Source organism: Legionella qingyii, from assembly GCF_003990155.1.
In the GTDB taxonomy this organism is placed as follows: domain Bacteria; phylum Pseudomonadota; class Gammaproteobacteria; order Legionellales; family Legionellaceae; genus Legionella; species Legionella qingyii.
In genome coordinates this window covers 151744-171206 of the sequence record NZ_RZGX01000002.1, presented here as the reverse complement: position 1 = coordinate 171206, position 19463 = coordinate 151744, and the positions used below count along the sequence as shown (strand labels likewise).

The following is a 19463-nucleotide window of genomic DNA, read 5'->3' as shown; positions in this document are numbered from 1 at the left end:
CCATATATAAACAATTTGCCCATTAATGACTCGAAAATCTATGTGCTATATTTTTACAGGAGGTGTTGATAGGAAAAAGCATGCAAAGCATTCAATACATCACATCACTTCCTGATGATGGGATTGATGTTTGTGAACGTGTAAAAGAACATGGATTTGGTTTATATGAGACCATGGGCGCACGTCCGAGCCAAGAAGATGCGGCTTTTGCCTGTTGGTATTCTCTAAATCATTTTAATTTACTTACCCCTCAAGAGATTGGTCATCGTTTATGGACCAGTTATCACATAATTAATATTTTAGGGCGTAATGTGATGCATGGAGGCACCACGGCGTCGACGACCGTATATGATGGTCATGGGAACCTAATCACTGCAACTTTAGCAGACTCCATCTCTTTTGCGGTTATTTACGATATCCAGGCTAAGTTAGCTGGTGTTGTACGTTTAAATAGTATTATTCATCACCCTGCAGTTGAGTTAGAGCGTATTCAAAAAGCAGGGGGCGTAGTCTTTTTCGATCGCATCAATGGTGAGTTGGCAGTATCTCGCGCGATAGGTGATTTTGATTATAATGCGGAGGTAGTTTGCGCTGATGCACATATCGATATCCATCGCCTCGATGAAATTGGTGACGCTATAGGTATTTCTCCAGATCGTGTAGGAACGACTCTCATCATTACAACCTGTGATGGCTTTACAGAGCCTTTAGCACTCCAAACCCAAAAAGAACATGAGCAGTGGCTTTTTAATTGCTTATACGAAGTACCATTGGCAAACAAGCTAGAAGAACACCAACTAGCAAAAATGCTTGCGAATAAAGCGCTCGAACGGGGATCTCGAGATAATATTTTAATTGCAATCCAAACCCTTTCTCCTTTACTGCCTTTTTTGGTAGGGATTTATGATGGCCATGGGGGAAATGATGCATCAAGCTTCACAGCGAAGAACATAGGGGCTGTTTTTGACTATCAATGTTCTTTAACTCAAGAAGCTTATGCACAGCAACCTTTAAGTGCAGAGAAGAATTTCACTACCTATTATCGGGATAACAAGATTTAATCAGGACTTACGAAAAACCCCAAACTCCTCGTTAAAAAATGTTTTTAATTCAGTCATTTTGTATATCTAAACTCTCTCATTAAAAGCATTTTTTGCCTCGACCTTGGGTTTTTTCGTAAGTCCTGTTAATAACCATAAACTAATTTGATGCGAATCAGGACATCCGAGACAACCCAAGATTGTGTTATAATTATTTTTTATGATTTTAGGGAGGAACATTGTGCAAGAGTTTTTATCTATAAGTATATTGATTATGTTAGCCGCGATTTCTCCTGGACCTGATTTTGCTTTAGTTACTAAAAATTCCTTACTTTATTCTCGAAGAGAAGGAATCTATACCGCTCTTGGCGTTTCAGTGAGTCTTTTAATTCATGCAAGCTACTGCATTTTAGGATTGGCTCTTGTGATTTCGCAATCATTACTTGCATTCAGCATTATAAAATACCTGGGGGCTGCTTACCTAATCTATATTGGCATCAAAAGCTTATTAGCGAAGCGCGAAATGATGAAATTGGATGCCAGCCATTCATCTCATTCCATCACAGGTTTGTACGCTTTTAATCAAGGTTTGTTGTGCAATCTTTTAAATCCCAAAGCAATTATGTTCTTACTGGCATTTTTTACTTTGGTGGTAAAGCCCGGTCATTCGATTATGAGTGAGTTAGGTTATGGAGTTGAAATTGCTTTAATTCACATGATTTGGTTTTCCTGTCTCGCTTACATGCTTACCCATCAGTATGTAAAAACGAATCTAAATCGGTTGCAATATTACATTGTCAAAATTATGGGGGGCTTACTGGTTGCTTTTGGAGTCAGGATCGCAAGTCTGAGCCATGCAGCGATGTTAGCGGAGTGAGTTGGCTTAGACGACTTCATACTTTGGGCGGGTGAATTGTCCGGGACTTGGATATCCCGGAATTTATAACTATCGCTTTTTCATGTATTCGGATTTGCTTTCTGAGGCAGTACTATAAGCTGCAATTGATTTAAATAGCCTTAATTGAGATTTACTGGGAAAAATCTGCTGTAAAGTCTCATTGTTCTGACTTTCAATGTGTGTCATGGCATCTTGGATGATCAGTTTAAACGCATCACAACAATTTTCTCGATCCAACTCGTTAGCATAAGCATAAGCAAAAAATTGAGCGATGGTGGAGCTGCCATTTTCGCTTTGCTCCAAGGCGGTGCATTTACTTATAATGGACCTTAAATGAGTGAAATTGATATTAAGCTTGTGCTCTAAACTCGCAAATGCATTCATTTCAAGTTGATTAAGAAATTTAATCATCGATGTTCTTTTTTTAATGGCTAAAAATCGCTCCATTTTGTTCATTTTTGGAATAAAATCGCTATTCCATATAGCTAACTCGTCACTGGATTTAATATAAAGTAGAGTAAGCCCCAAAATATGCCTTGAGAACTCGGTTAAAGAGACTGAACCAGGTTCCTGATTTTCAAATTTTAAAAAAGACTTCTCAATAAGACCTAGAAAGAATTCTATTTCAGGGAGCCCCCATAATTTTTTAACAGATCGAAAAAGTTCTATTAAAAAATCTTTTCCATCTGTTTGATCCCTTTCCGGGAGTGTTTTCAATAGTTCACGCATTACTCTTAAGTACCACATAATTAATTACCATGTAAGTTAATTTGTGCAAAGTATATTAAAAATAGCTCAATTGGTCATTGATTATTCGTCATTGGTTATGATTAAAAGCTTTTTTTAATATACGAGATACAACCATAACATTATATTTTGCAAAAGGGATAATTGTTTAATAAATGCCGGATAATTAAACATCCCGCATTTTTTGAACTAATATGATACTAAGTGAGTGCTGATTTTATGGTGCTTCATTATGGACATAAAGGATAATTTGGACCACAAAAAGCGCATGCCATTAATTTTTATTGGCCATGGCTGTCCCATGCATGCAATTCAGACTAATAAATTTACATTGAGCTTGCAAGCATTAGGTAACAAAATTCCTCAACCAACGGCAATTGTATGTATTTCAGCACACTGGTTAACTAAAGGCACCTGGGTCACACATATGCTAAATCCCAGAACGATCCATGATTTTTATTGCTTCCCCAAAAAGCTGTTTAATATAGCATATCCAGCCCCTGGTTCTCCCGAAACGGCAGAACTCATTAAAACCATCGTAACTCGGACGTCAATCAAACTGGATGATGAACAATGGGGATTGGATCACGGCACTTGGTCGGTGGTGCGACATATATATCCTCAGGCGAATATTCCCATTGTTCAGCTCAGCCTTGATATAGAACAACCTGAAGAGTTCCATTATCAAATTGGACAGCAATTACAATCATTACGAGAGCAAAACATTCTTATCGTCAGCAGTGGTAATTTAGTACATAATCTTTCCAAAATCAGTTGGGAGCGTAAATCAACGCCTTATGATTGGGCTGTTGAGTTTGATGAATGGCTCAAAGAAAAATTAATGGCCAGAGATTTTGCAGCATTAATTACTCACTATCGTGATACGATTGCAGGAAAGCTGAGTGTTCCTACTCCTGACCACTACTATCCATTGTTTTATATTTTAGGTGCTGTACATGATGAAGACGAACCGGTTTTCATTTATGAAGCGATTGAGAATAGTTCGATTTCAATGCGCTCATTTCTTTTTGGATAAAATTAAATAAATAATAATACTTAACTTTTTGATCTAATTAACAAATAATAAATGGACCGTATTAAAAGGAATTTTATATGCAATCTCACATGGATAAACCACATATTCAATTAGCTATTATATCGCGCTGGTATGTTGTTTCACGAGCACTACATGCCGTAGCCAAATTGGGCGTAGCAAATCATCTAGCTTCTGGACCTAAAAGGATCGATGAATTAGCCCAAGTAACAGAAAGTAAACCCGAATTGCTTGATAGGGTATTAAAGTTTCTAAGTAGTTATGATTTATTTAATTACGACAAAGGCGTTTATTCATTGACCGAATTATCCAAACCGCTGTGTGACGATGATCCTCATTCCATGCGTGATGTATTATGTATGGTGGATGATGCTTGGTGGCAAGCATTCTCTCAGTTGGATGCTAGCCTTAAGACAGGAACATCTGCATTTGAGCTACAACATGGCGACGATTTTTTTAGCTTTCTTGGTAAAAATGCAGAGAAACAGCAAAATTTTGATAGAGGAATGGCTAAATTATCAACTTATGATGATGTGGCAATTAGCAATGCATACAATTTCGCTACTTTTTCCAGCTTTGTTGATATGGGCGGCGGGCGAGGGGGGCTTGTAAAAGCAATCACCAATCAATATCCCATGTTAAAGGCTATTCTTTTTGATACGCCCGCAGTGATTTGCCAATTGGATCCTAATACATTTTCCAACCAAGTGACCCTCCAGGAGGGTGACTTTTTTGCGACCATCCCTCCAGCAGATGCCTATATTTTCAAAGGAGTTTTGCATGATTTTAACGATGAAATGATGCATAAAATATTGAAAAACTGCGCGCAACAAATGCCTCAAAATGCGACTTTATTTATTGCAGAGCAAGTAATGCCTGATGACAATGAGCCTCATCCTAATAAAACGATGGATATTGTGATGATGGTATTATTAGGCGGCAGACAACGTACCTTGTCCGAATGGCAACAATCCATTGAACCCGCGGGATTTATCTTTAAAAACAGTTATCCAACAAATAGTTTATTCACTTTAATGGAATTTAAGCCTAAGGCTTCGCATAGGTGAGTTAAACGAGTGGCTTGGGTGCAGTGCAGCAAAACCCTGATTTAAAAAATCACAGTCTTCCGGGGGACTGCTGTGCTGCACCCAGGTTAAACTAATAATGATGCAAAACAGAGCAAAAAATATGGTGTGGATCATAAAGTTCTTTTAATTTAATCCAATCTGCATATCGTTCTTCAAAATGATTTTGCCAAAATTCTTTATCTGGAGAGTCCCCCAAATATCCAGAAAGATAGCGCTTGCCACCTTGGGGCAAAAAGAGTGAGTCCAAGTGTTTGATGGTTTCTAAACAACTCGGAATCAATGAGTTAGGTAATCCTGGATTCAGAATCATGAAGGCAAAAACATCTTCATCTTTAGGTAGCTGCAAAAATCCAGCCGGAGCAAGGGGCGCAATCCGGGCAAGATGTACCACCGTAGCAAAGTGTAAAGGCAAAGTAGCCAATAACTCTTCTAGATTATTTAATTGTGAACCGGGTATGAAACATTCATACCATGGATGTTGTAATTCCCATTGCCCGGTTATTTGCATTGCATTGAAACGTGAATCATGACGATGTAAATAAGAATGAATGGATTCATCTTGGCTATGTAACAAGCGCCAGGGTTTTAATCCTAAATCATGGAAATCAGGGGGTAAATTGTCATATTCTAGTGCTACATGAAGGGAATAAAACCATTGGGCAAAAGGTGCTCGCCCTTTTGTCGATAATTTCGCACCTTGTATTGCCGGGGTGCAAAATGATTCTACATAATCTGCTTTTGTTTGACACAAAAGCAAATCATTAAGCCATTCGTCCTTTTCTAAATAAATCAAGAAGAACGTTCTAACATTTTTTAAACAAGGTCTTAATGCAATACAGGCTTTGGTTATCAGGCCAAAGCGTCCTTGTCCTCCTAAACAGGCTTGCGTTAAAGAGGATTGTTGTTCTGCTTGTATCAATTCGCCATTCGCTTGCACTATTTCTAGTGCTTTGACATGGGCCGTCACGCTACCGTATTTGAATGATGCAGCACCCATGCCGCCAGCAGAAAGAACACCTCCAACTGTTAAATTACAATTATGAGGGACTACATAAGGGGTCATAGATTGTTTTAACGAATTATCCAATAATGAGGCCCAAGACGTATTTGCTTCAACCCAGATGGAGCTTGAATCAGCTTCTGAAGCATGATTGAAATGCTTCATATTAAGGAGCATGCCACCAGAGACAGCGAGCGATTGCCCACTCTGGCTCATTCCATTGCCACGGAGCGTGATGGGTAATTGATTTTCATGAGCATACTGTATAAATGATTGTAGTTCTGCGATTGTTTGAGGTTCAAAGGCGGCAATTGGATCAGAGTGAATCAGTTTGCCGAAATCTTCGCGAAAACAAACAAGCGAATGCCCATCGCTGAGCATCGCTTGTCCAAACTTTTTTTTACACTGCTTTATGTGAAATGAGTTCCACTGGTTCTTTGTTTGCAGCATCTTGATGATTCCTTTGTTTTGCCAGTTCGAGTCTTCGATTACAAGCAATAATCAAGCCATCGAACATCTTGTTGAATGCATCGTAGCATCGGTCTACCATTTTTAAGGCTTCGCGGCGAATGTGAATGGGTACTTGTCTTGAAAACAAAGAGCGTTCCATTTCTTCTTCAAACAAGGCATGAGCCATTTCTACCTCCAAGTGTGATGTGGAGAAATATTTGAGATTTTTATCTTCCCCGGTTTTTTTCACTTGTTTTGAAACCTTTTCAAAAAATACATGTCCTGAGGATTCAATCGTTAAGAGCAGAACAATATTGAGAATTTCATCATTCGCTTTATATACTTCAGCTAAAATTGCATAAGCCGCATCGCGAGTTAATTGAGTTTCTTTACTGTAGAGCCAACTTACATCATTGGTATCATTTGCTGAATCGATATTGACTGCACCCATGTACTTTTTATCATGTAGAAACCATTTTTCATGACCTGCATCTTCGAGTCTGTGGTGACGAGCGACTTTTCGTAAATAAGGGTCGGTTACTCGTTCTTCGTTTATTCTTAAAATATCCTGGAACGTCATAGCCCAAAAGGTTAATTCAGGAACAAAATAGCCTAATTCTTTTAAACTTTTTAATTGTTCTAGTATTTCAAAAAAAGGATGATTCATGAATTCTTGTTGTTTGGAATCAATATAATCTTGTATGATTTTCATAGCCATCTCCATGAGAAAATTTGTTGGACACTTCTAACAATGCATTTCGCATACCAACTTTTTTTCTATTTTCCCTCAAAAAACTATGAAAAAAGGTCATTTATGCCCTTTTTAAATAAAAGGCAACTTGCTTCTGTCATTTATATGAATAAATAACAATCTATATGTCAAAATTTTGGCAAAGCAGTCCCTTGAATTTTTTACATATTTTAAAATTCAAATCAATTATGCCAATTTTTTGTCATATTGTTTTAACTTTTTCTCTACTTTATCCCAATCAATCTCTTCAATTCGCTCCACTTTATCGCATAGTTCATTTAAAAATTCCGCTTGTAATTCCCCATGCGCTTGCGCTTGTGCATAAGGGGTATTCGTAAACATCACCAAAACATGTTTTGAAACATAATGTTCTGGATAGCGATGCATTAATTCATGTTCCAATTGTTTTTTTAAGTTAAATCTTTTGTCTCTGATGTCAATTTGAATTTCATGAAAGTTATCCATAGACATTTGTGCGACCGCATCAGTATTTATTTTCCTTGAACGATAAAATGCGGGCATTACTTCCTGCCAATCATCATGATATTGATCCAGAAGCTTATTCAAAATACGACAGTCTTCAAACGCACTATTCATTCCCTGGCCAAAAAAAGGAACAACACCGTGAGCCGCATCTCCTATTAGGAGGCATTGATCTTGGTAATACCATGGGTCACATTTAATAGTACTCATATTACCTGTAGGATGTTGCGTAAATTCTTCAACTACATGAGGCATATCGACATAAGCATCTGGGAATGATTCTTTGAAAAAAGCATTAATTTTCAATTCATTATCCAATTCAGCAAAGCTGTTTTTTCCTTCATGCGGTAAGAATAGGGACCCTGTAATCGATTGATCAAGATTAGGATTGCCTAATAATAAAAAGGCTTCCCTAGGCCAGAGGTGTAAATGTTCGTGATTAAGGTGATTTTGGCCAGGCACTCCAATAGATAGCTCTTTATATCCATAAGGTAAGAAAGTACGCGATGCATGTACCAAATGCTTCGCCTGCAGGTGCTCACGAACACAGGAACCAGCACCATCAGCACCAATAAGCAGTTCATAGTTTTGTTTTAAAAAGGCGCCATTAGGTAATTCAAACATAGCCATTTTATTCTCAACATCCACGTCAATGAGTTTCGTATTGAAGTTGAGTTTTATCTTGGGAAATTTCTCTACCTCAGAAAGCAATAATTTATTGAGTTCATTTCTTAGAATTGCATTAATGTATTCATCATGATGTCGGCCAAACGATTGAAATTTAATTTGTCCTTGAATCTCATGAATCGCACGAGCCCGCATGGGAACCATGAGTTTTTTCACCAGTGGCATGATCCCTACCCCTTCCATGCCAGTAATGCCACGGCATGATAAAGCCAGGTTAATTGAACGCCCATCATCTGCATGCATGAGTCGTACATCGGGGCGTGCATCAAATAATTCAAGTTTATAGCCTCTTTTGGCCAAATAGAGGGCAAGCAAGGTTCCCGCCAAACCCGAACCAATAATGGTTACTTCTTTCATTCCAGTCTCCTTGGGACGATTGCAGTCTTAAGTGAACATATTGTTTTAATCCGGTGGGCATAAAGTATCCTCGCCCGTACTGATATTCACTTCCGACGACAATTACTACGACTGCTTATCCATTAATAATCAATTCACCATAAAAAATACTCAAAATTACAGCGTAATTTTTACCAGCAAGAATCGTACCGATTTGAGAGATATCAGAAAAAATAGTAGGAAAATTTATAATCCCATAAGTCATTCCCAGTACAGTAAAGAATTGCTAATGGCGTTATAAAAATTTAAATGTGTTGGCGAATAAAATCTTTTAAGTCTTCTGCTTTTTGAGGCATTGCAAAATAATAGCCCTGAGCATAGTCACAACCATGTTGCATGATAAATTCACGTTGTAAATCAGTTTCAACTCCTTCGGCTAATACCTGTAAATTTAAGCTATGGCCTAAATTAATGATTGCTCTTGTGATTGCTGCATCATTTTCTCGATTGACTAACTCACTGATAAATGAGCGATCGATTTTTAATTTATCTACAGGAAACTGCTTGAGATAAGCTAAACTCGAATAGCCAGTACCAAAATCATCTATAGCTAGTTTTGTCCCCATGTCTTTCAACGCATACATGGTTTCCACAGCATGTTTTACGTTATCAATAAGCAGGCTTTCTGTGAGTTCCAATTCCAGAAATTTGGCAGGTAAACCCGTTTCAAGAAGAATGTTTTCAATGACCTCCGATAAATGAGCCAGACGGAATTGTCGGCCGGAAATATTTACTGCTACAGTTAATTGGTTATAACCTTGACGATGCCAACGTACAAGTTGACTGCATGCTTCTCGCAAAACCCACATGCCAATATCAAGAATTAAGCCATTTTCCTCGGCCATGCCTATAAATTCATTAGGAGGAACATCTCCTAAAATATGGCTATGCCAACGTAATAATGCCTCAAAGCCAATAATTTTATTCGTAGCCAAATTAACAAAGGGTTGATACACCAGATGAAACTCATGGCGCTTAAGTGAGTCACGCAATGCATTGTCCAGTTGCATACGATTAATGATGCGCATATTCATTTCTTTATCATAGGTACGATACGTATTACGACCGCTATCTTTAGCATGATACATCGATAAATCAGCACATTTCATTAACGATTCATAATCATCGCCATCCTTAGGGTAATAACTAATGCCTATACTGCCAGTGATTTTTAAATTATGTTGATCAATCTGAATCGGTTTAGCTATAGAGGTAAGTATTTCTTCTGCTTTTTGTTGTGCTTGCAGCTCAGTAGCAACGTCCTGTAACAAAACCACAAACTCGTCCCCACCTAAGCGGCAAACGGTATCAAAATCGTCAGTAGCAATCAGCAAGCGGTTGGATACGGCTTGCAACAGTCTGTCGCCAATGCTATGGCCCAAAGTATCGTTTGTCATTTTGAAGTGATCCAGATCGAGGAATAAGAAACCCAACATGGAGCCTTTTTTCTTGGCCAGTAAAATTGCTTGATCCACACGGTCGATTAATAAAACTCTATTGGGTAACTCGGTGAGCGAATCATGAGTTGCTTGTTGAATTAATTGTTGTTCCATCTCACGGCGTTGGGTGACATCGTTAAGGATGCAGACATAATGCTTAACGTTATCAAATGAATCTCTGACTGGCGCTACACTCACTTCACACCAAAAAACTTCACCACTGCGTCGATAACTTTCTAACTCTACTGTTTCTTCACGTAATTCCTTAATCGCTAAAGTAATCCGTTTATGATTCACATGCTCCACTTTACTACCATGTAAAAAGGATAGATTCTGTCCTAATATTTGTCTTTCGCTATAGCCTGTAATGCGTTCAAATGCTTTATTAACATAAATAATTGGCAAGTCGGGTTTAGAAATATCAAGAATCGCAACGCCATGTGTACTCGCCTCAATGGCTCGTTCTCGAATACGAAGTTCATCTTCTTCGAGCAATTTTTGGGTTATATCCCTGAAACTGTATACTCTGCCAACGATCTCAGCGCCTATTCGTTGCGGTTGGGTAAATCGCTCAAAAATTCGACCATCTTTAAAATGCAAAACAGGTAGTTCTCCTTGCCACTCTGGATTTTCATAAAGATATTTTACATCAGCAATCACTGCTTCGGGGTTACTTAGTTGTTGCAAAATATATTCAAAACCAATACTTTCAGTACCTGATTCCAACATATGGGAAGGTATACGCCACATCTCTACGAATTTTTGATTCCAATCAACCACTTGTCCTTTGCCGTTTACCATCATAATGCCGTCAGCAGTTGATTCAAGTGTGGCACGCAATAGGGATAAAGATTTTTCCAGCTCTACATTCTTTTCAAGAATATCATGAGTTTTTACATTAATATTTTCTGAAAGCGGCGCTTTAACAGAACGCTGAAATTCGGGTTGGGTGTGATACCATCGTTCAAGAAGGATGGATAGGTTAGAAGTGGGTGTAATTATTCCTAATTCTTCGCATACATTAATAAGCGATGGTTCTCGGCCTTGCCTTTTAACTCGTTCCGCAGCCTCGGCCACCTCTTTGTAATCTAGTTTACGTCTTGCCATGTTCCCTCACTCATTCCCCTCTCTGGACTAGCTAATGAATTAACTTATTACTCGAAGCCAGTTCAATTTTAATTATATACTCTTAATGGATTTTTGCCTAAAAAGAAATCAAGTGATTTATGAGATAATAAAAAAAGAGGACAAACAGACGTCACTAAGAAGGATTCCCGCGTTTGCGGGAATGGATTTTGACTATTTTTGGGGAGCAGGTACTGTTACAGGTTGAACTTGCTTCCCTGCTAATTGTTGCACTTGTGTGTTCACAGTTTGTATTTGGGTCTGCAATTGACTTTGTACTGTTTTTATCTGATTTTGCAGTTGGCTATTTAGTGTTTGTATTTGTTGCTGTAAATCATTTTGTACTTTTTGAATTTGTGCCTGGAGTTGCGTGTTAAGTTGTTGTGTCTGTTGCTGTTGCTGTGCTTGTAATTGCTTTAACTGATTTTGGATTTGCGTATTAAATTGTGCTATTTGATCATCAGCAAAAGCAATATTGGCCAAAAAGACAGTACAAAAAAGTGATTTTGCTAAAATTTTCATTACTATTCCCTTAATTGAAAAAATAATCGGACATATTACTTTAACCTAATAAGCTATGAATTGACTAGGAGCAGTTGATAATTGCTTCATTAAAGACCAATCCGATGAGCGATCAAATGGTTGAAATGACAAGATTTACAATTAAGTTGCGTTAAAATAAATCATTGGTGGTGTTTACAAAAACTATATGCGCAAATAAAATCCAAATGCCTAATTATCTCCAGGAAAAGCCGTGCACGATCAATTTGAATATTTTAATCAGTTACCCAATGGTATACAGGGTGAAGTAACTAAGTTTCTACCAACCCAAGATTTAATAAACCTTTCTAAAGTCTCAAAAGCGAATGAGACCTTGTTTAAAACGAATCAGCACTTAAATCTATTATACAAGGCTCGAGAATTTCTTCATCATGTTGTTCGTGGAAATCATGCGGCGGTAGCAAAGATGCTTCAAAAGAATCCAGCTTTAATGTATATCAGGGGGCAAGTAACTGATTTATCAGGCCGAACGTTTACCAACATTAGTGGTTTTGAGTATTGTTTGTGGGCTTTAGACAAGCATATGTGGACGAAGATGCTTGATTGTTTACCTAAAACAGCAGAAGGTGAACAAATCAAGGCGGTATTAAGGACACAATATCAAAGAATAAAAGAAATCGGTGTGACCTATGAACGTCATGGAGTCATCACACAATCGCCAGAAAAGCATTTTGATTTTGAAGGCACTATCATTAACCAACTTCAAGAGTATGTTAGTAGCGGTGAGGATAATCAATGGCGAATGGGTGTTGGTAGCGCCCAACAATTATTGCCGATTCATGTAGTTTATGAATACTGTAGTGAAACACCCTTTTTCCCCGTACCTGATTTTGTAAAACAACCCACGTCGGCAACAAAATTTTATAATTGGTTGAATGATGGCGAGCAAGAGTCTTGGTTTTGCGAGGGTTCTAAGTTGGGTGTTGATTTTGCGATATATAAGGCGATGATGCACGACGGGCGACTGGTATGCATTGGATTCGACGGGAAGGGATTGGCGGCGGCTTCCCATGATTTAAATGCCATGAACGCGTTGTATCAAGTCAGAGCAAATGATTTTTGTGTGCTAGAAAATGAGCTCAAGCCATGTAACTTATCTAAAAATCAGTACAAGAACTAATATTCATTGAGCGCAGAGTATCTTGTTGTATTAGTTCAGCGGCATATCCTGCTGCTCGCCTATCCCAACAAACCTTCAAAAACCATAGGAATGGCGAACATACATTAATCGGCTGTTATACCCGTTTAAAACCAAGATAACTAAGGATTATTCCCAAAATCAGCTCAAATCCGGCAGCGCTATAGGCGATATTTTTATTCTGCATAAAGAGAAAAGTTGCATAATCAATATAGTGAGGATAAAAAATCATGCTTGCCCCTTTTAGCAATACGACCCAGCAAATAATGGTTATTAAAAGTCGCCAGTTACACTGCCAAATGTTATGGCTTACAACCATAAGTACCCCAAGAATAAGAGTCCAAAAACCTAGTACGAGCATTAAGGGCGCATTTTTAAGCAAGTCTTGGACGTAGATTGTAAACTGCTCCAAATTGAGAAACATCGCGAAACTAACAAGGATCAAATAAATCCCAAGAACTTTGCTTAAAAACTTTGATTTGTCCATTTTTGATTATTCCGTTTTTATCTATATAGCTCAAGTGTAGCCCTTGATTAAAAGAAGTTCTATGGATTCTGCATTGATACTCCTGGTCTGTGCTGTTCTTCTTCAGCTACATTCATAACATTGCGTGGGTTTGGAGGAGGGAATAAGCGTTGGCTTTGTGCATAGGTACGGGCTGCAAAATATTCCATAGTGATGTTTTGTGCCTTATCTACAAGTAATTTAAATTTTTCTGTCAGAATTTTGATAAACTCATCAAAGTTATAATGACTTAATTCGGTGAGCATGAGTCGATTATCGAGCGCTTTAGATAAGGGCAGTCTTCCGTGAAATTTCGTTGGATTTTGAGTGCCAATGAGGCAAAAACCTGGTTTTTTAGGCGGATTTCCTTCAAGATCATAGCCTGAAAGCAGAGCATTAAGTAGTTGCTCATGAATTTGAGTATTAAACTCTTCAATACAAACAACCTGGCCTTTATGAAATGCATCTAGGAGTTTTGCTTGTACTTCTTTAGGATTGGTTGGTGAAATGGTAAGGTAGTCAATTCCTTTTGCTTTGAGTAGTGTATGGACTAGACGGCTTTTGCCCAGGCCAGGCCCTGCTTCAAGAATAATCCCGTTAATACCCAGCTCCTGATCCCATTCACCGCTCATTTTCCTTTCTCGAATAAGCAGCAGCATTTCAATACTCAAAGCAACTTTTTTCCGCGAATCAGTCCAGATGAATTTATTATCGATAGTTTTGGGATGGAGTTGTTGTAATGCTTCTTTGAGTTGTTTCTTTTGTTCGCGCCAGGTTTTTCCTTGTTGTATGTCATCGCGAATGTGTTGGCTCAGCTTTTTATCGAGATTTAATGTTTTGATTTCACTTAAAATAGCATAACGCATCAAGAAATCATGCGTCATGGATTTGGTTTGTAAATTCTCTTTTAAAATAAAATAGCGCAAACACATCATTTGAGCATTACGAGGCGTGATATTGAGTCCGGCATCTTGTGCTTTGGCATAATAGGCTTCAATGAGCTTTAATAAATCATTTGCGTCAACATTTGGCTCAAGTAGCGGGGTTAATATTTTTTCAAGAGGTTGTCCTTCGAAAGGCAAATAGTTGGGGAATCGTCTAAATAAATTAGGCTCAAAACGCCCTTCATAATGAGTAGGATTTCCAGCAAAGATGATTTTATGATTTTTTAATGGATAACATGTGCCTTCAAACCAAAACTCTTTATCGCCACGCGCAAACGCCTCAAACAAAGCATAATGCTCCTGACTTAAATTGGCTTCATCAATAAATAATATTGGTTGACTCTCACCTTTATGTTCAAGCCAGTTTTTTACTCCGGCCAATTCATGATAAATGGTGATGGGTTTTTGATGTTCCTTTCCATACTGAGTCAAGATTTTTTGGACAAAATAGCTTTTCCCAGTTCCGGTTTTACTGGTTAGGAACACAAATGAATGACAACCCAGATAGTTCATCACCATTTCAGGTGTGGTTGGTTCTCCAATCTCAGGAAGGATTCCTATGCTCAATTCCAAGTTTCTGATTAAATCCGCAAGCCATTGCGAATGGCGTGTTGTGTTGTTGGGTAAATCAATGAAATGACTATGGCATGGTGTTAGTTTGAGCCGTTGATAGGTTCTTTTTAATTGTTCCGCCAGTTCGGAATTTAATCGTGCGAAGTCTTCTTCAGGTTTATAGAGGTGAAAGGTCTTATCGACGGCTTTAAAAGGAGTGGCATTATCACTAATTAAAGTGATGTTTTGAGCAAAAACCGCCTCTCCATTGACCCAAAGGGTAGGTGGATCAATAAAAAGAGTTTGTAATTGTTGAGCAAAAGTTGTCGAAAACTGTCCTTTGAGAATTACTGGGTTGCCTTTTTTAATGGCTTTAAGTAATTCAGTTTCTTCACCTTTAAACAATTTGTCTTTTAAAGAGACGTGGAAAAACAAACTGTTAAAATTGGTTTTGGGATCAATATTAATCGTGATGGCATCTGTTGGTTTATAATGTTCTTCAGCATCATCTAAGTCATTAGAAATAATGAGGCGATTGCTCTGTTCTAATGCTTCGATAGGAATGACCGATTTTTTCAATGGCTCTGGAACAAATACTTTGGGCGTTGTCTTGATTGTTAGCGTACATTGCGCTTTTTTTGCTTCCTTCAAGAGGCTGTACCATTGAATTTCCGTTAAGTTATCGGTTACCAGTAGTTCGAGTGATTGGTCTAAAGCAAAAAATCCAGGGAGTGGTTTAAGTGTATGATTCTCGGTAATTTTGTATTGATTGGAAAATAGGGGGAGAGTTGTTTGGTTCACAATTCTTTTTTTCCCCGCAGCGGCCAAAGGAGTGATGACGTCGGGATAAGTACTCAAGTCAGGTTGAGCAAATTCCAAGTGAAAGTCCTTGGCTAATTCATGCCACTCTCCATTAAAGAAAAAACGGTTTTTTGCCATCAATTCAGTGATTAAGAAACGAAATTTAGGATCTTCAAATGGTGGATTATGCACAATTAATTTGGTGGTTTTATTCTTGGCGGCTTTCAAGAGTGCGCCGGGAAGAATATCTAAAGTTCCCTCATCAAATGTATGTCTTCCTAGAAAAATAGATTCCCAATTTAAAGATGAAGGTAAAAGGATGTCATCATCACCCACTGGTTGATTCAGTTTAATGTTTGGTAATGCTATGGGAGGTACTTCAGGCGCTTGGCTGATGGCATCAAAACGTGAATAAAAATCATCACCCATCTTAAACGCAGAGCCCTCATCCATTGCTACAACTACACGCACATTAGGTGGGATAAAAAGACCACAAAGATTAGGGTCGTCATTGTCGATAATGCTGTTTAAGCTAACATGACGGGCCTTAGGGGCAGACCAGTTAATAAACCAGGTATATGATTCGCTGGGATTTAACGTAGCATTCTTTAAAAATTGACTTATGGGGCTATCTACCTGTTGGTCATTGTTGTGTTCCACGCGCAAATTACGGAGAACCAGAGAGTCCAAGTCACGGGAAAACAATGTGTTTTTAAAGGCTGAAGATGCCTTATGAAGCGCTTCGATTTCCTGGTTGTCCTTAAAAATAAGCCATTGCTTTGCACACCAATCCTTGGAGGTAAGTTTTTTTGCAAGTTCATCTGCATTTTGGGCTTGAATCGGTACGCTATTCCAAGTCTGAAAGCGGTTATCTGGTTTTAAAGGGCTAGTTATTTTTTTAGTTTTCTTTTCTTCAGTCGTTTTTTCGTCCTTTTTTTGGGCCAGTGGCGGTATTGGGAGATCCATCACATGAGCAACACCACCGCCTAAATCCAAGGTAAAATGCATATCCTGGTGTTGAACCATCACGAATTGATGGACATCGTTACTGACAAGACGGGCTTCAATTTGCAATGCGTTTGCCAAAGCGGAAAAGAGCTGGGCTCGATGCCTGCACACTCCTGCACGTTGTTTGATTAAGGAGTTCAATACGTCAATTGCATTCCCTTTTATGTCTGATGAAGCGGATTCTTCTTCAAAGCGGCAATATTTGGCCAGAGCTTGAATGCGTTGTGTCGCATCAAGTATTAGCAGTTTTTGATACTCCGGACAGTTAATTAACCCTCCTGTGACATCAAAAGATAATTTGGAGATCCATTCTAAATGTTCTTTGGGGGCATTGTTTTTAAGGGTGAAATCAACGTTATTTCCTGGTTCAATGACGTAATTAACAAGGCAGGATTCAAGTTTTTTTTTAAACTTGATGAAATGATAACCGGAAGTGTTACACCTTTTTAATTCAAAATCAGGGTTTTCTGCTGCATAGTTGATCAATTTATCGCAATTGCTTAATGCAGGTAACTGAATCCATTGATCCACTAAAGGTTTTTCAAAAGTAATTTGACCATAAGCGAGTTTTTTAGCCGTTTCTGGCTGGTTAAATTGTTCTTCTAATTCTTGGGTAGTGCATTTTAAGGATGCAGGAACTGATTCCAGATTTTCTTCTAATGGGATGTAGGGTTTAAAGTTTTTACTGAAAGGAAACCAATAAAATGTATTAAGATGATAACTCGAAACGGGAGGGTTGGGGCCTTCTTTTGCTTTGAACATCGTGCGCGCAGGCAAGTTGGGAATGTGATCTGTTTCGCCTATATTTCCATCAAGAGATAAAGAACCATCAGTATATTCATATTTGTGTGTTTGTTCCGCGGCGATTTCTAATAAGTTGATTTCAATGTCTGGATAACTGTGTTGAAACCATTGGGTCGCAACTAAATCATTTTTGTTCCATGGTGAGGGAAACGAGATTGATTTTAAATTAGGGGCGATTGTAATTAATTGATTTAATTGTGGAAAACTCAAAGCATTTAAACAAAAAGTGATGTGATTTAAAGATGAAAGCGAACCAGGTTTAAGATGATTCAGTAAAGCAAGAAGATCATCGGGATTATCAATTTTAATTTCATTCAAATTTGGTGCAGCAGCAAAAAGGTTTAGCAGTTGTGCGGAGGAAAGGTTGGTTCCTGGGGCAATGAAATTTTTTAAATTTGGCAATGAGTTTGATGCAAAATTAATCGATTCAAAATCAAGATAGCAGGATGATAGTTCAAGATGAGTTAAATTGGGTGCCGCGATTAATAGGCTATAGAGCTGCTCGGGAGCTATTTGACCTTGGCCGAGAATAACTTTTTTTAAAGATTTGAGTTTATTATCAGGTTGGATGAGCGGCTCGCCATACTCTGTCCAATCAAATGCAGAAATAAATAACGTTTCCAGATTGGGGGCGGAGTTAACAAGAGTGTATATATCATCCAAAATGAAACTGGAGCTGATGGAAAGTTCTTTTAAGTGAATAAGAGAAGCGTTAATTTGCAGAGGCTCTTCCCAGGATAGGAACAAGTTGGTTAGCGCCAATTCCGTTAAGTTGGTTGTTGCATTAATTAATGCATTTATGTGACGAATTGATGTTCTTACACTGTTTAAGGAAAGCGTTTTTAAATTGGCTATTTTTTTAGAGTGCAGGGAAAGAGATGAATTCTTTGTAAGTATTCCATTAATGAGGCAAAGCGATATTAAGTTTGGCGAATTGTTTAATAATGTAGAGAGCCGCTCAGGAGAAAAATTAATCTGTTCTGCCAATAAAAATCTTAATGAAGTAGTTAGGAGTGGCTCTTCATGTTCCTCATTTTCGTACAATGACTCCAATTCGCAATTTTCCATAGCCAGCGAGTGTAAGCCATCGCGTTTATTGAGAAAAGAAGATAGAGATACGGTACTGTTTGTTAACGAAATATGTGTTGGTTTTTTTAGTATCTCAGGACGATTTTTTAATAAATAGGAGAAATAAAGTTTGTCCGGTTCGGTGGTGGGATGATGAGGTGATAAAGTGGATTGTAAAAATTGAGGAATTGGTTTTTTTTGAGACTCACATTCGAGTTCTTTTTCAAAATGGATGTATTTTCGCCGCCAATCTCTATCCATATTAGGTTGAGTATCAAATGACCATTCGAGTGCACCGACTAAATCTCGTTGAATTACTTCAGTGTCATTTAGATCACTGAAAAGATCAGGTAAATACAATGTTAATGAATTGATAAAATTAAAAAATGCATCAGGGGAACTTAAAACTTTGGTGCAGAGTGCATCAAATTTTGGAGCATCCAAAAAAGTAACTCTATCACCGATGAGATTTAATTTTTTTAACGCAGCCGCTTCTTCGGATGGATTCAACTCACGATATTGGAGATGGATATAATCAACTTCCTCTACATCTTCTATTTTTTTTAAACCGTCTTTAGTAGGAGCATATACAGAAAAATTATCATCAAGGAGCTTTTTTATAATCCGTTGTTTCAGATAGAGATTTTCGGATGTTTCGTTCAAACTGCATTTGAGAATGATTGTCTTTTTTTCGAGTTGCGCGGAATTTATGGCGATGGTATCCCAGCATTCTGGATTATCCGCCAGGGCTTTATCAAGGTTCAAGACCCCGCCATTTGGCTCAACTGAAGATTCAATCGTTGGTAATTGATTTTTTTCATATAACAAGTCGAGATCATCGAGGATTTCAATATGGGTTTTCATTGAATTTAATGCACAGTTCGTATTTCTAATTGATGAGTTGTGCAATCATATATCATTCGG

The 19463-nt window shown here is 38.1% G+C and carries 13 protein-coding genes; 5 read left to right on the top strand and 8 right to left on the bottom strand.

Going from position 1 to position 19463, the window contains the following annotated elements; translation table 11 throughout:
* The first annotated feature begins 80 nt into the window (after positions 1–80).
* Together ELY20_RS01965 and ELY20_RS01960 are read left to right on the top strand one after the other, a co-directional pair.
* A complete protein-coding gene (locus ELY20_RS01965; RefSeq protein WP_110141050.1) occupies positions 81–1061 on the top strand; it encodes a PP2C family serine/threonine-protein phosphatase in 981 nt (326 codons plus the stop codon).
* 220 nt (positions 1062–1281) lie between these two features.
* Positions 1282–1917, top strand: a complete 636-nt coding sequence (locus tag ELY20_RS01960) for a LysE family transporter (RefSeq protein ID WP_110141051.1) — start codon at positions 1282–1284, stop codon at positions 1915–1917.
* 69 nt (positions 1918–1986) lie between these two features.
* Here the strand turns inward: ELY20_RS01960 and ELY20_RS01955 are convergent, their stop codons facing one another.
* Complete coding sequence (locus ELY20_RS01955; protein WP_126955296.1) at positions 1987–2685, bottom strand: hypothetical protein; 699 nt, start codon at positions 2683–2685, stop codon at positions 1987–1989.
* A 232-nt stretch (positions 2686–2917) separates the two neighbouring features.
* Here ELY20_RS01955 and ygiD point away from each other — a divergent pair, with 232 nt between their 5' ends.
* Positions 2918–3721 carry a 4,5-DOPA-extradiol-dioxygenase gene (gene ygiD / locus ELY20_RS01950; RefSeq protein WP_233590473.1) on the top strand — a complete coding sequence of 268 codons (804 nt, stop codon included), beginning with the start codon at positions 2918–2920 and terminating at the stop codon, positions 3719–3721.
* Positions 3722–3798: 77 nt separating this feature from the next.
* Complete coding sequence (locus ELY20_RS01945) at positions 3799–4806, top strand: methyltransferase (RefSeq protein ID WP_110141053.1); 1008 nt, start codon at positions 3799–3801, stop codon at positions 4804–4806.
* Between the two features lie 91 nt (positions 4807–4897).
* Here ELY20_RS01945 and ELY20_RS01940 read toward each other — a convergent pair whose 3' ends face one another.
* The 5 genes from ELY20_RS01940 to ELY20_RS01920 all read right to left on the bottom strand — a co-directional run bounded on the left by ELY20_RS01940 (position 4898) and on the right by ELY20_RS01920 (position 11680).
* Positions 4898–6277, bottom strand: coding sequence for an FAD-binding protein (locus ELY20_RS01940; RefSeq protein WP_110141054.1), 1380 nt, complete (start codon positions 6275–6277; stop codon positions 4898–4900).
* Positions 6228–6989, bottom strand: a complete 762-nt coding sequence (locus ELY20_RS01935; RefSeq protein WP_110141055.1) for a hypothetical protein — start codon at positions 6987–6989, stop codon at positions 6228–6230. Before ELY20_RS01935 ends, ELY20_RS01940 begins: the two co-directional genes overlap by 50 nt.
* A gap of 225 nt (positions 6990–7214) precedes the next feature.
* Positions 7215–8555: an FAD-dependent oxidoreductase gene (locus ELY20_RS01930; protein WP_110141056.1), complete on the bottom strand. Its 1341-nt coding sequence runs from the start codon at positions 8553–8555 to the stop codon at positions 7215–7217.
* Between the two features lie 284 nt (positions 8556–8839).
* Positions 8840–11140: a bifunctional diguanylate cyclase/phosphodiesterase gene (locus ELY20_RS01925; RefSeq protein WP_110141057.1), complete on the bottom strand. Its 2301-nt coding sequence runs from the start codon at positions 11138–11140 to the stop codon at positions 8840–8842.
* 192 nt (positions 11141–11332) lie between these two features.
* On the bottom strand, positions 11333–11680 hold the full coding sequence (locus tag ELY20_RS01920) for a hypothetical protein (RefSeq protein ID WP_110141058.1): 348 nt from the start codon (positions 11678–11680) through the stop codon (positions 11333–11335).
* A 232-nt stretch (positions 11681–11912) separates the two neighbouring features.
* Here ELY20_RS01920 and ELY20_RS01915 point away from each other — a divergent pair, with 232 nt between their 5' ends.
* Positions 11913–12839, top strand: a complete 927-nt coding sequence (locus ELY20_RS01915; protein ID WP_110141059.1) for an F-box protein — start codon at positions 11913–11915, stop codon at positions 12837–12839.
* A gap of 115 nt (positions 12840–12954) precedes the next feature.
* Here ELY20_RS01915 and ELY20_RS01910 read toward each other — a convergent pair whose 3' ends face one another.
* Together ELY20_RS01910 and ELY20_RS01905 are read right to left on the bottom strand one after the other, a co-directional pair.
* Complete coding sequence (locus tag ELY20_RS01910; protein WP_110141060.1) at positions 12955–13344, bottom strand: hypothetical protein; 390 nt, start codon at positions 13342–13344, stop codon at positions 12955–12957.
* Positions 13345–13403: 59 nt separating this feature from the next.
* Entirely contained in the window at positions 13404–19403 is a 6000-nt protein-coding gene (locus tag ELY20_RS01905) for a transglutaminase domain-containing protein (RefSeq protein WP_110141061.1), read from the bottom strand.
* Positions 19404–19463 lie beyond the last annotated feature (60 nt).